Raw genomic sequence first — 12,301 nt, 5'->3', positions numbered from 1 at the left:
TCGAAGCCCCCGGTTCCGGCCCCCGCCGGCAGCTCGGCGACGTCCGCCGGGATGTCGAAGACCGTCCAGTGCCAGAACCCGCTGCCGGTCGGTGCGTCCGGGTCGTAGCACGTGACCGCGTAGCTGCCAGTGCCCTCCGGTCCGGCCGACCAGCCGATCTGCGGCGAGGAGTTGCCCTTCGCGTACACATGGGCGTCCGGAAGGGTCCCGCCGTCGCTCAGGTCCGTGCTGCTCACCGACAGCTCGGGCACCTGCGGGTGGAAGTCGTGCGGCAGCGGACGCCGTTGCACCTGACCACTCAATTTCTTGGCCGTCGCCCAGCACCCCCACCATGCGCTCCAGCCTGCCGTCGAAGCCTTGCGCGAACCCCGGGTCCGCCGCCCGCCCCCGCCAGCTGGCGAGGCTCCGGGCGGTGCGGGTGGCGCGGTGATCCTCACCGAGGCGGCTGCAGGTGGTGGTGGTGAGGTGATCGAAGTGGGCGATGGCGGCGGTGACCTAACCGCTCTCGCCGAGGCTGTGGCCGAGGCGGTACAGCACCGTGTGCGCGTCCGGCCGGTACAGCGCCTCTTCGCCGTGGCGGGTGAGTGCTCGGGTGTTGGTTCGTAGAGCCTGGGCGAGGTCGGTGTCGCGTTCGCCAGCGGCCAGGCGCCAGGCGGCCATGAGAGCGTCGGCGGCGGTACGGGTGTACTGGTCGTGCTGGTGGAGGGTGCGGGTGTCGCGGGTGGCGCGCTGGATGAGCTGGTGAACACGGACGGCCTGGTTGGGGGTGTCCGGTGTGTGGTCGACGAGGCTGAGCCGGTCCAGTACGCGCAGCGCACCGAACGCCTCCTCGGGGGTGACCGGCGGCGCGGGGAACAGCCGTCTGCCTGGCCACCACTTCCGCCACCGCGCCCGTACGGGGTCGGTTGCGGTGCGGTGCCGCGCGAGGTGGGTGCGGGCGGGAAAGTGCGGTGGGTCCGTTGCCGCTGAATCGGCAGGTCCTTCACCACTGGGCTCACTCGGCGCGCTGTCCGACACGGAGGACGCTCAGGTAACGGCGTGATGCTCGGTCGCCCATCCGCGTGCGGATGCGCTCGGCGATTGCGTCGAGCAGGGGCTCACGGACGTCGCGGTCGAGCTTCCGGTACAGCGACAACGAGCGAAGATGATCGGCAAAGCCGTCCCCGTCGAACCACTGAACGGTCGGGTACCAGCGCACGATCGTCGAGCCGAACAATCCGCCGGGATCTTCGACCAGTCCCCAGCCCTCGTCGGTGGTGCGCACGTCGTCCTCCAGGGGCGGATGACCCCAGCCGGGGTTCCCGGGGCAGAACCGCTCGTGGAGATCGGCGGTCTCGGCATACACCTCCGGCTCTCCCACTTGGCGGACAACGACGTTGCCGAGCAGTGCCATCCAGCCTGCGGGATGGAGCACGTCGTGCGCTCGCTGCCAGCCGATCGACGGGTCGACCCAGTGCCACGACGACGCAGCCACAAGGACATCGAAGCGTCGACCGCGGTCGTCCCACTCCTCAAACGTTGACGTCTCGACTTCGACGTTGCCGAGGGTGGCAATCCGCTGGCGAGCGAGTGCGGCCATTCCTTCGCCCGGCTCGATGGCGGTCACTGAGCATCCGAGCGTTGCCAGCGAGCGCGTCGCCTGGCCGGTACCGCAGCCCACCTCCAGCACCGACGACCTTTCGTCCATGCCGGTGACGGTGACAAGGTCCGAGAACAGTTCGTCGGGGTATCCCGGCCGGACCCGGTCGTAGAGTTCCGGCACCTCGTTGAACACCCGACCGAGGTCATGTCGATTCGGGCGCGTCTTCGGATCATCTGTCACGGGCGCACAAGCTATGAGGCTCGTCCACGGGGACGCCACTGGTTTAACGGCAGCCCCTCGACAGCAGCCGTGCCGGTCTTTTCTGTCTGCTCCGCCGGCATCGTTCGGTCGGAGATCCCCTTACGGGCAGCCGTCAAGAGCGCCCGCTCTACCGGGGCGAGATGCAACGGGTCGGCGCCGACGGTCAGCGCTTCGTGCAGTACCCGGTCGCCGCGGATGCGTTCGAGGTAGACGCCCTGGTGCAGCAGGTGCCGCTTGAGGTATTCAGCACTGACAGGCCCGGTTCCCAGGGCCGTCTTCGCGTTGATCAATACGTGCCGGTTGGGAGTCTTCGGCCAGGTGCCGCGACGCTGGGCGAGCCAGGCCAGCAGGGTCTGATGAAACAGTTCGCCAAGCCGCTGAGCGTGTCCCGCGATGGTGATCCGGCGGTTGGGCAGGTCGAGGTCGTCCAAGGTGAGACGTCGGATGGCCGCAGCGCGGGCGGCGTGGACGGCGGCCAGGGCGACGATCAGCCGTTGCGCCGGGGTGGCGGCGATCCGCTCGACGGCGAGGACCTCGGCGTCGGTCATCGGCAGCAGGTTGCGCGGGATGTCCTCGGCCTTCACGCGAGCCGGCGCACTCGCCGCGCAACCGGACCACCGCGACCGCCACGGTGTTCACCGAACCGGACTGCGAGGGCGACTACTTCACGCTCCGGCCGCACACGGGCTACGGCACGGAACGGATGAAGCTGCGGTCGGTTGCCTTCAGCCGCTGACCCGCGCTGCGAGGAAGGCGTGCCCGGCCTCGACCCGGCCCACCCGAGCGATCCGCCCCACTGCCACCCGCGCCCTGTCCCGGCCCTCGGGGCCGCCGTCAGCCGGTCCACCGCCACCGATCGGGCCCCGCGGCGCCGCTCGGACCGCCTGTGGGTCAGCGGCCTCCACCGCCGCCCGCGACCGCATCCCCGGCCCGACGTCCGCCAGCGGAACCGGGCCCGCCTCGGCCGCCCATCGCCACGCCGCCAGAGGCACCCACAGCCGGCCCGCGGCCTGCCCCTCGTCGTAGAAGGTCCGCGCGGAAATCCCCTTGCGCAATGGTCAAGAGTCGTTGACCATTGCTCGCATGCCTACCGATGATCTTCCCGAGACGTTTCACGTCACCACGGACGAGCAGCTGCGCGCCGTCTCCAATCTCACGCGCCACCGGATCATGGCCGTGCTCCGCTTCGAGCCGGCGACGATCACGCAGATCGCCGAGCGGGTGGGCCTTGCGAAGGGGAGTTCCAGCTATCACGTGCGGCTGCTGGAGCGGGCCGGCCTGGTGAAGGTGGTACGGACGCGGAAGGTGCGGGGTGTCACCGAGCGGTACTACGCGATGGCCGCGCGAGCGATCGTGCTGCCGGATCCGGGCGAGGGAGGGCCGGATGTGCTGATGCGGCATGCGGTGGCGGACCTGGAGGCGTCACCGGTGGATGGTGAGCGGCACGTACGGATGGCGCATCTGCGGCTCACCGAGGAGCAGTTCGCGCAGCTGGGGGCGCGGCTGCAGGCACTGGCGGACGAGTACCGGGAGCTGTCCGATCCGTCGCTGCCGGACGCGTCACTCGTCTTCGCACTGTTCCACCCCGCACGGCGCGAGCAGGCCGAGGGGGGCGCCAAGTGACCTCAGGTGTTGGTAAGTTGCCGACCGGGTTCGGACGGCTGTGGACTGCGCAGACGGTGTCCTCGCTCGGTGACGGGGTGTCGCATGCCGCGCTGCCCCTGCTCGCGTTGACGTTGACGCGGGATCCGATGGCGCTCGCAGTCGTCACGGCCGCCGGGACGCTGCCGTGGCTGCTCTTCGGGGTGCTCGGCGGTGCGCTGGTGGACCGCTGGGACCGTCGGCGCACGATGTGGGTCACGGACGCAGCGCGTGCGGTGCTGCTCGCGATACCCGCGGCGGCGGCCGCGCTCGACGTGCTGAGCATTCCGCTGCTCGCGGCCGTCGCCTTCCTGCTCGGCCTCGGCGGACTCTTCTTCGACACGGCCGCCACGGCCTATCTGCCGGATCTGCTCGGCCGCGAACCCGCGCTCCTGGAGCGAGCCAACTCCCGCCTGCAAGGCGCCCAGACCGCCGCGTCCGGCTTCGCGGGGCCGCCTGCGGGCAGTGCCCTGCTCGCGCTCGGGCGGGCGGTTCCGCTGCTCGCCGACGCGGTGTCGTTCGCGCTCTCCGCACTGCTCGTACGTACGCTGCCCGCCATGCCCCGGCCCGTGCCGGAGGCCCGCGAGTCGCTGCTGCGGCAGGCGCGGGCCGGGGCCTCGTACGTCGTCCGGGACCGGTTGCTGCTCGGGCTCGCGCTGCGTCCGGCGGTCGGGAACATCGCCTTCCTCGCCGTGGAGACCGTACTCGCCCTCTTCGCGCACGACCGCCTCGGCATCGACACCCACGGCTTCGGCCTGCTCCTCACGGCGGAGGCCACCGGCGGCCTGCTCGGCGCGGGCATCGCCTCCTTCCTCGGCCGACGACTCGGCACCGGCACCGCACTGACCTGCACAGCCGCAGTCGAGGGACTCGCCATCCTGGGCCTTGCCGCCGCCCCGAACCCGTACGCGGCCGGCCTCGCGCTCGCCGTCTGCGGAGCGGGCATGGGCGCCACGATGGTGCTCGGCCCGTCCCTCCGACAGGCGATCGTCCCCGCCCACCTCATGGGCCGGGTCGCCTCCACCTCCCGCATGCTCGCCATGTGCGCCGCCCCCATCGGGGCCTTCCTCGGCGGCTGGCTGGCCACCACCTACGACATCCGCACCCCGCTCTACGCCGCCGCCGTCCTCCTCCTGGCGATGACGGCCGTCACGGCATCCATGACCAGCAACCGCCGGGTCGAAGCGGCGCTGCGCGCCGCCGCCCCGGCCGGCGGTCCAGATCACCCGGCATCCGAGGATCCCGCCCGAGAGAGTGCACCCGACGTGTTGTGACGCCTGCCGCGAAGGCGTCACAACACGTCGGGTGCCAGGCCCCCGCGGGGCGCGACGAGTGGCCGGGTCGGTCGGGTGCGAGGGCGCTGCCGCCCACGGCCGCAGCTGTCGGTCCTGGCGTCCTGCAGCGCGCCGTCCAGTTGCGTGGTGGAGCCGATGGGGGTGCGGAGGCGGCAGTCGGTGGGGACGTCTGGGCGTGCCTGGCAGGTAGTCGAGTCCTCGCGGCGATGCTGGAGGTGTGACCCAGTCTTCCTCTGCCGCTCGCCGTGTGTCTTCCGGCCAGGTTCCGACGGTCGGGGTGGAGGAGGAGTACTTCCTCGTCGACCCGCACACGCGCTCGATCGTTGCCGCCGGCCCGGCGGTAGCCGCTCGCGCCGAGGGCGAGGTGGGCGATCTGGTGACGAAGGAGTTCGCCTTGTGCCAGGTCGAGGGGCGCACACCCCCGTGCCGGTCGGCGGGCGAGCTGGGCGGGGAGTTGGAGCGGGTGCGCGGGGCGCTGGTCGCCGCAGCCCGTACGAAGGGGCTGGAGCTGTACGCCTCGGGCACTCCGGTGCTGCGGGAGCCCGGGGCCCTGCAGGTGGCGGACCATCCGCGCTATCAGGCCGGGCGGGCGCAGTACCGGAGCATGATGGACGAGTTCGCCATCAGCGCCCTCCACGTCCACGTCCACCTTCCCGACCGCGAGCTGGCGGTCCTGACGGCCAACCATCTGCGGCCCTGGCTTCCCCTGCTCATCGCGCTGAGCGCCAACTCGCCGTTTCACCGTGGGCGCGATACCGGCTACGCCAGCTGGCGCACGGTCATCCGCAGCCGCTTCCCGTGCCTGGGTCCCCCGCCCTACGCCGCTTCGTTGGAAGAACACGAGCGGCTGGCCGTCGTCATCGCCGGCACGGAGGCGATGCTGGATGCGGGCATGCCGTTTTGGGACCTGCGCCCCAACCCCAGGCTGCCCACCCTGGAGATCCGTGCGATGGACGTACTGCAGGACATCGACGACACCGTCGCGGTCGCCATGCTCTTGCGCGCCCTGGTCGTCACCGCAGCCGACAGAGCACGAGGAGGGGATCCGGGGCCGGCGTGGGAGGGGGAAGTGCTGAGGGCCGCCTGCTGGCGGGCCGCCCGGGACGGCTGGAGCGGCCACGGCTTCGACCCGTGGACCGGCCGGTCCCGACTGGTGGCAGACCTTGCCGCGGAGCTGGTGGCTTTCGTACGTCCGGCACTCGAAGGGTTCGGCGACCTGGACCAGGTCACGGCCCTGTTCACAGCGGCTGGCCACCCGCGGGGACGGAGCGGCACGCCAGCGGGCGTGGGCGGTCAAGGCGGGGCCCGCCGGGGTGGTGGACGGACTCGTGCTCGCCACCGCCCGAGGACACCGGGCGCAGGAATGACTTCAGCGGGCGACGAGGGTGGTGACCAGCACGTCCCGGTGCCCGGGCCGGCCGGGGTCCTGCAGCTGGAGCGGGGAGACGGCGTGCCAGGTGGTCCGGTCGTCGCTCAGGAGCAGGCTCCCCGGTTCGCTGAGGGTCGTGGCCGCGATCTCACGGCCGTCCGCGTCATAGACCGTGCTGCGGCCACCCGTGACGTTCTCACGGCCGATCAGCAGTGAGGTCGCCAGGGTGACCCCGTCCTGGTGCCGGCCCTCGGAGTCGGCTCACCCAAGCTGCCCGACTGCGCCACCACCCTGAAAGGGTGCACCCTGACGATCCACTCCCCCGCGTCATCCAATCCCGCGGCGACCTCGCCGAGCATCCGCATCAACGATCCCAGCAGCGGCTCGGCCCGGAACTCGCCGGTGAGCGGTTCGAAGCGGCGCTCGACGTCCACGTAGAGGGGGTTGCTGTCCTGGGGCTGCACGAACACGTCATGGGGCAGCGCGGTGATCTCACCCGACCTCGACAGGAGGAACTGCCCGAAGCGCCGCAGACGACGCGTCCCGGTTTCGGCCGCGTACGCGTCCACGGCCAGGTTCTCCCAGTGGGCGGCGAACCGCTCCCATACGCTGGTGTCCACGCCCAGACAGCGGGAGACAGCAGCCTGAGCCATCAAATGCCAGCCGTCGGAAACGACCGCCCCGCGAGCCCGTTCGAGCAGCTGGCGGCCCCCGCCCCCGCCCGGGGCATGCCCACGCTCGGGGCCTGCCTGTCGTAGACCTGGTGGGGGGCTGCGGTGTCCTTCGTCCATGATCCTCATACTCGGGCCGCACGACGCGTCCTGCATCCGCAGGGCACCATGCGTACAGCCCCGCCACGCCTGCGAGGCGTTCGGGGCGCCCGTGTAGAAGCGGACGCTCCCGGGGGTCTGGTCACAGTGAGCTGGTCGCCGGGTACGCCGCCCACCGGCGGCTACCGGTTCTTGCGCAGCCACGCCTCCAGGGTCAGCAGCTCCGGGTGCCGCTCGCGGAGTGCGGCGATTTCGGCCTGGTACCCCTTCTCGTTGAGCCAGTCGAACATGTTCGCCAGTTCCTCGGCCCCGGATCGCACCTCCTCGATGGGCTGCCGCTCGAAGCGAGTCGGGATGCCGTCGACCCTGGTGAACACCTCGGCGATCTGCCGCACGGTCAGCTCGTCACCGGCGATCTCGAGCTCCTTGCCGACGAACTCGGCCGGGTTGCCGAACGCTTCGGCAACAATCCGGCCGATGTCGCTCAGCGCGATCATCTGCAGTGAAGTGTCCGCGTCCAGCGCGATCGAACCCACCCGCTCACCGTTCTCCGCCTCCGGCACCATGTACGGCCAGTTCTCCATGAAGAACACCGGCCGCAGCACCGTCGCGGGCACCCCGATGGCATCGATGTGCGCCTCGATCTCCGCCTTGGCCTCGAAATGCGCGACGCCGGAGTTGCGCCCGACGGCGCCAACGGAGCTGTAGACCAGGTGTGCGACGCCTGCGGCTCTGGCAGCGTCGGCGACATTCTTGCCCTGCCGCACCTCGGCTTCGGGATGGGGGTGGGCCAAGTCGGCGGGCTGCACGCTGAAGACGCCGTGCACGCCCTGCGCTGCCGCGCGCAGCGACTCCGGGTCGTCGAGGTCGCCGGCGACCAGTTCCGCGCCGAGCGCCTTGAGGACTTTGGCCTCCGGCTTGTCCGGGTTGCGGACGAGGGCGCGCACCGCCCAGCCGCTCTCGAACAGGCAGCGGGCGGCGGCGCCGCCCTGACCGCCAGTCGCACCCGTGACCAGGACAATCTTCTGGTTCGACACTGCGAGATCCTTCCAACGAGGTCATGGTGAAGCCGGCTCCCGAGGGAGCCGACGGGGGTGGGGGGAGTTCTGGGGGAGCCCGATCAGGGACCGGCCTGCGACGCCGCCCCTGCGCAGACCGATCCGGAGATCGGCATCGCTGCTTCGACGAACGTCTTGATCACGCTGCGCAGCAGGTGCGGGCTTCCCGGGGGTCACGATGAGGTCAGGTCCCCGGCTTGCGGGCTCGCTGGCGACGCGCGAGCCGGCCGGGTGCGGGCAGCTGTCCCGCGACGATCGCGGCGAGTGAGAGCCCGAACCCCACGAGTTGGACCGGGCCGAGCATCTGGCCGAGCAGGACGGCGCCGAGCACCGCGGCGACCAGCGGCGAGAGCAGGACGAGAACCGCGACAGAGGTGACGGGCAGGGTGGTGATGCCGCGAAACCACAGGACATAGGCGATCAGACCACCCATCAGGCCGAGCCAGAGGTAGCCGAGGGCGGCGGACAGGTCGATCGCGGGAGGCGGCCCCTCGACAAGGAAGGTGACGGGCACCAGGAGGAGGCCCCCGGCGGTGAGCTGCCAGCCGGCGACAGCGGTGGGGCTGGCCTCGGCGGGCCGTCCCCAGCGCTTGGTGAGCGTCACCCCGAGCGCCATCGAGGCCGCGCTCGCCAGGCCCGCCACGACCCCGACCGTGTCGAGTGCCGCCTTCGGCCCGATCACCACGAGGCCGACGCCTACGACACCCGCAGCCCCCCAGGCGAGGCGCCACACGGACAGGGCCTCGCGGAGCACCGCCACGACCAGGACGGCGACAATGAGCGGCTGCGCCGCTGCCAAGGTGGCGGCAACGCCGCCCGGCAGGCGTTCGGCCGCGATGAACAGCAGCGGGAAGCACAGCCCGATGTTCAGTACGCCGAGTACCGCGGCCTTTCCCCACCAGGCGCCGCGCGGCAGCGCCCGGGTCAGGGCCATGGCGATCAGGCCGGCGGGCAGCGCACGCAGGAGTCCCGCGAACAGCGGGTGCCCCTGCGGGAGGAGCTCGGTGGTGACGACATAGGTCGTGCCCCACACGGCGGGACTGAGCGCCGTCAGGAAGGTGCGCGGCAGATTCCCACGGGGAACACCGCTGCTCGCTCCGCCGGAAACCCTCGGTATTGCTGGACTTGTCATGCCTCGGAGTCTCGCCGCGCAGCAATCAATGAGTCCAACACATGTTTTTCACGTCATCAATCTTGATTCAAGATAGGTGTATGGAACTTCAACAGATGCGCTACGTCGTCGCGGTTGCCGAGACGAACAGCTTCACCCGGGCCGCCGAACGGTGCCTGGTCGTCCAGTCCGCCCTCAGCCATCAAATCGCCCGCCTGGAAAAGGAGCTCGGCGCGAGACTCTTCGAGCGCACCAGCCGCCGGGTGCGGCTGACGCCGGCCGGTGAGGCGTTCCTCCCGGCTGCCCGCCAGTGTCTGGACGCCGCCGAACGCGCCGCCGCCGAAGTCGCCGCAGCGGTCGGAGAGGTGCGCGGACGGCTCGCCGTGGGCCTGATCCCCACGGTCACCGCGGTCGACATCCCCGGGGCACTGCGTGACTTCCGCCGGCAGTACCCGCACGTGCGCATCACCCTGCGGGTGGGCGCGAGCGACGACCTCGTCGAAAAGATCAAGGAAGGAGCCCTCGACGTGGCCTTCCTCGGGCTGCCGACCACAGCGCGGCCCCAAGGTGTCGCCGCCCATGAACTCGCTGACGACCGACTCGTCGCCGTGGTCGCACCGGACCACCCACTCGCCGCCGAACCAGCCGTCGATCTCCGCAGGCTCTCCTGCGAGGTATTTGTGGACCTTCCAGCAGGCACAGCCGGACGTGCCCAATCCGACCAAGCCTTCTCAGCCGCCGGTCTCAGCCGCGACGTCGCCTTCGAAGTGACCACCGCCGACTACATCGCCCGGCTCGTCGGGCAGGGCCTCGCCATCGCCATGCTGCCTTCCGCCTACGCGCCTCAACTCACCGGCGTAACCACCGTTGAGGTCACTGACGCGCCGGCCCGCGTCGAATACGTCACCTGGAGCCACGTCAGCCGCACCCCCGCGGCGACCGCCTTCCTCGCTCTTCTCGACATCCCGGCCATGCCCGGCACGGAATGAAACCCTGCTGCTGTTTCTTAGGTGACGCCGGTGACGCCGAGTGCGCCGCGCCCAGTCGTCGCTTCGTCGTCGGCAGGGGCAGGCGCCTGTCGGTCCTCCAGACCAGGGCGTAGTCATGGACGTCAGCTGGGGGGCGGAAAGCCATCGGACGATCGACATGCCCCAGTGCCTGGTGACATGGCCGGGGAAGGTGTGGATGATCTCGCCCATGCCGACCAGGCTGATCAGGTCGCCGGCTTTGTCCCCGGCCGCGGTGCGGTCGATCGGCCGGCCTCGTGGGGTATGGAGGGGCAGGTAACGGTCGGCGTTTCGTGAGGGAATCCGGCTTCAGCCGGCGAGCCCAGGCCGCTGGAACCTGCTCCCTGTGCATGCGGGGATGACCCCCGGCAGCTTCGATTCCTTGATGAAGCAGTGGACTGCTCCCCGCGCACGCGGGGATGACCCCGCCCTCGCCGATCGGGCCCGGGATGGTGGTAGGCCCCTTGACCCGCAGGAGCCCCAGCCGCTCGCGGTCGCGCTGGGCGAACTTTGCGACGGCGACCTGTCCCCCAAGATCCGCCGGACAGCAGCCCGCCCGTAGTTGTCACCAGCTGCCCGCGTTCGAACCTTGACGGCCGTCAGGGGCTGATGATCAGCCCCACCGTCGCCAAGGCGCCGCCTGCGAGGGCCAGGAGGGCCATTCGCTGGGCGTTGCGTACGTAGCCCTGGCGGCGCTTGCGCTCCCTGCGGACCGCGACCTTCGTCCCCAGGTGCACCCGCCTGGTGTTCTGCGGGTCGAAGACGAGGGGGTAGCTCTGTCCGACGACGTGGGCGTGGCCCACGCTCGCACCGTTTTGGTGCCGGCCGGAGCCTTCCGGGGACTGCCACTCGTAGACAGCGCTCGCGTAACCGTTGGTACCGAACGGCACTAGGCTCACCAGCTCCGCTCGCACCTCGACGCCGGATTCGTACAGCTCCGTCATCTTCTTGAGCTCCGCTCCTTCGCCTTTGATCAGCATCAGGCCGAAGAAGCAGAAGGCCGCGGATGCGAGGACGGCAAGGAGGAGCACGGTCATCACCAGGTTCACAGACGGACGGTACGGCACCACAGGTTCAATCCGAAAGCCCCGCAGACTCTTCACCAGCAGGGACTTCGCCACCTACGATCACGCGCATGTCGATCTCTTCGCCCGTCCCCGTCCTCCGTGGCGACAGGGGCATCGAACTCCGCTCCACCGGTGAGGAGCTGCTGCTGCTGCGTCCGGACGCCGAGCTGCGCATACCGTTCGCCGCGATCGCCCGGGTCCACGCCGAACGGCGCGACATCCTCCTGGAGCTGACCGCTCCGGCGGGAGTCGATCCGACGGTGTACCGCGTCAGCGACGTCAGCGCGGCCGCCGCAGGCGTCTTCGCCGACGCGGTGAACGCCGCTCTGCCGGAACAGACCGCGGACGAGGAGACAGTCGACGGCTCCACGCTTGTCGTGATCCGAAGCCTGGTCACCGGTGACGAGGGCGAAGACGAAGCGGACGAGAACCTGGTCCAAGTCGGATTGCCCTCCCACGGCATCCGGCTGATGTGCACCGGCTGCGCGGCCATCGCAGCCCTGGCCGTCGTCGTCGGTGTGCTGGGCGGGAACTGGAGTCGGGCCATCGCGACGCTGCTGCTCGGGCCGACGGGCGTGGCCTGCTCCTACTTCGTTGTGATGCTGTTCGCGATGGTGTGGCGGGACTGGTACCTGCCCCGCTACGGCATCACTGTGGAGGGGCGGCAGGTGTTCCGGGAGGACGACGGCGACACCGTCCACGCGTTCTCGGCCACCGACGGCGTGACCCGCTACATCCTCGGCCACAACAAGGGGAAGACTGTCCGGATCGCCTACCACCCGAAAAACCCCGCGTACGCCGCCGTCTGCCCTCCGACGGGCGACAGGGTGCTCATGCTCGTCGTTTCAATGGTCGCCGCCGTCATCGCGGGGTTCATGAACTACGGGACGTACCAGCTCGTGCTCCCCGCCTTCACAGGCTGATCCTCGTCCTGCGCGTCGGGTCGTGCCGCAGCGGCACGGACGGTCGAGGCGTCGAAGAGGGAGGAAGAACCGGGTGCTGGACATCGAGCACTCCTTACACGCCACGGCCTGCAGCCGCAAACGCTCCCGCGCTGCCCTCCCGGCGTCAGTCAACCCGCCACCCTGTGCGCACCTCACCCGCACTGGACTACTGGCTCGGAGGGCCTCCCTCCTCGAT

General features: G+C 70.4%; 11 protein-coding genes and 2 pseudogenes. 5 read left to right on the top strand and 8 right to left on the bottom strand.

Features of this window, described 5'->3' with window-relative positions; translation table 11 throughout:
• The 4 genes from AB0447_RS15370 to AB0447_RS15355 form a co-directional block, all read right to left on the bottom strand.
• A partial coding sequence (locus AB0447_RS15370) for a YbhB/YbcL family Raf kinase inhibitor-like protein (RefSeq protein WP_366477119.1) occupies positions 1 to 302 on the bottom strand: 302 nt, incomplete at its 3' end.
• 193 nt (positions 303 to 495) lie between these two features.
• Positions 496 to 1,017, bottom strand: a complete 522-nt coding sequence (locus tag AB0447_RS15365) for a hypothetical protein (RefSeq protein WP_366477117.1) — start codon at positions 1,015 to 1,017, stop codon at positions 496 to 498.
• Positions 995 to 1,822 (bottom strand): methyltransferase domain-containing protein, encoded by an 828-nt coding sequence (locus AB0447_RS15360; RefSeq protein WP_366477115.1) that lies wholly within the window; start codon positions 1,820 to 1,822, stop codon positions 995 to 997. The genes AB0447_RS15365 and AB0447_RS15360 overlap by 23 nt, the downstream gene beginning before the upstream one ends.
• Before the next feature lie 11 nt (positions 1,823 to 1,833).
• Positions 1,834 to 2,427 (bottom strand): hypothetical protein, encoded by a 594-nt coding sequence (locus tag AB0447_RS15355; RefSeq protein ID WP_366477114.1) that lies wholly within the window; start codon positions 2,425 to 2,427, stop codon positions 1,834 to 1,836.
• A 499-nt stretch (positions 2,428 to 2,926) separates the two neighbouring features.
• Between AB0447_RS15355 and AB0447_RS15350 the strand changes: the two genes are divergently transcribed.
• The 3 genes and pseudogenes from AB0447_RS15350 to AB0447_RS15340 all read left to right on the top strand — a co-directional run.
• The gene (locus AB0447_RS15350) at positions 2,927 to 3,466 is read left to right on the top strand and encodes a winged helix-turn-helix domain-containing protein (protein WP_366477112.1); all 540 of its coding nucleotides are present in this window, start codon (positions 2,927 to 2,929) and stop codon (positions 3,464 to 3,466) included.
• 17 nt (positions 3,467 to 3,483) lie between these two features.
• The gene (locus tag AB0447_RS15345) at positions 3,484 to 4,758 is read left to right on the top strand and encodes an MFS transporter (protein WP_366477111.1); all 1,275 of its coding nucleotides are present in this window, start codon (positions 3,484 to 3,486) and stop codon (positions 4,756 to 4,758) included.
• A gap of 238 nt (positions 4,759 to 4,996) precedes the next feature.
• A pseudogene (locus AB0447_RS15340) lies at positions 4,997 to 5,884 on the top strand (YbdK family carboxylate-amine ligase); the annotation flags it as partial.
• Positions 5,885 to 6,148: 264 nt separating this feature from the next.
• Here AB0447_RS15340 and AB0447_RS15335 read toward each other — a convergent pair.
• The 3 genes and pseudogenes from AB0447_RS15335 to AB0447_RS15325 form a co-directional block, all read right to left on the bottom strand.
• Positions 6,149 to 6,801: pseudogene (locus AB0447_RS15335) on the bottom strand (2OG-Fe dioxygenase family protein).
• A 299-nt stretch (positions 6,802 to 7,100) separates the two neighbouring features.
• Entirely contained in the window at positions 7,101 to 7,955 is an 855-nt protein-coding gene (locus AB0447_RS15330) for an NmrA/HSCARG family protein (RefSeq protein WP_366477109.1), read from the bottom strand.
• Between the two features lie 205 nt (positions 7,956 to 8,160).
• Positions 8,161 to 9,108, bottom strand: a complete 948-nt coding sequence (locus AB0447_RS15325; protein WP_366477107.1) for an EamA family transporter — start codon at positions 9,106 to 9,108, stop codon at positions 8,161 to 8,163.
• A gap of 80 nt (positions 9,109 to 9,188) precedes the next feature.
• Between AB0447_RS15325 and AB0447_RS15320 the strand changes: the two genes are divergently transcribed.
• Positions 9,189 to 10,076 (top strand): LysR family transcriptional regulator, encoded by an 888-nt coding sequence (locus AB0447_RS15320; protein WP_366477135.1) that lies wholly within the window; start codon positions 9,189 to 9,191, stop codon positions 10,074 to 10,076.
• 617 nt (positions 10,077 to 10,693) lie between these two features.
• On the opposite strand, the gene AB0447_RS15315 is transcribed toward AB0447_RS15320, so the two are convergent.
• Positions 10,694 to 11,143: a DUF3592 domain-containing protein gene (locus AB0447_RS15315; protein ID WP_366477106.1), complete on the bottom strand. Its 450-nt coding sequence runs from the start codon at positions 11,141 to 11,143 to the stop codon at positions 10,694 to 10,696.
• 86 nt (positions 11,144 to 11,229) lie between these two features.
• Between AB0447_RS15315 and AB0447_RS15310 the strand changes: the two genes are divergently transcribed.
• Positions 11,230 to 12,084 carry a hypothetical protein gene (locus AB0447_RS15310; RefSeq protein ID WP_366477104.1) on the top strand — a complete coding sequence of 285 codons (855 nt, stop codon included), beginning with the start codon at positions 11,230 to 11,232 and terminating at the stop codon, positions 12,082 to 12,084.
• The last annotated feature ends 217 nt before the right edge of the window (positions 12,085 to 12,301 follow it).

The sequence above is a fragment of the Streptomyces sp. NPDC051211 genome (assembly GCF_040689505.1).
In the GTDB taxonomy this organism is placed as follows: domain Bacteria; phylum Actinomycetota; class Actinomycetes; order Streptomycetales; family Streptomycetaceae; genus Streptomyces.
Note: the sequence above shows the minus strand (reverse complement) of the source record. Positions and strands in the feature narration are given on the sequence as shown.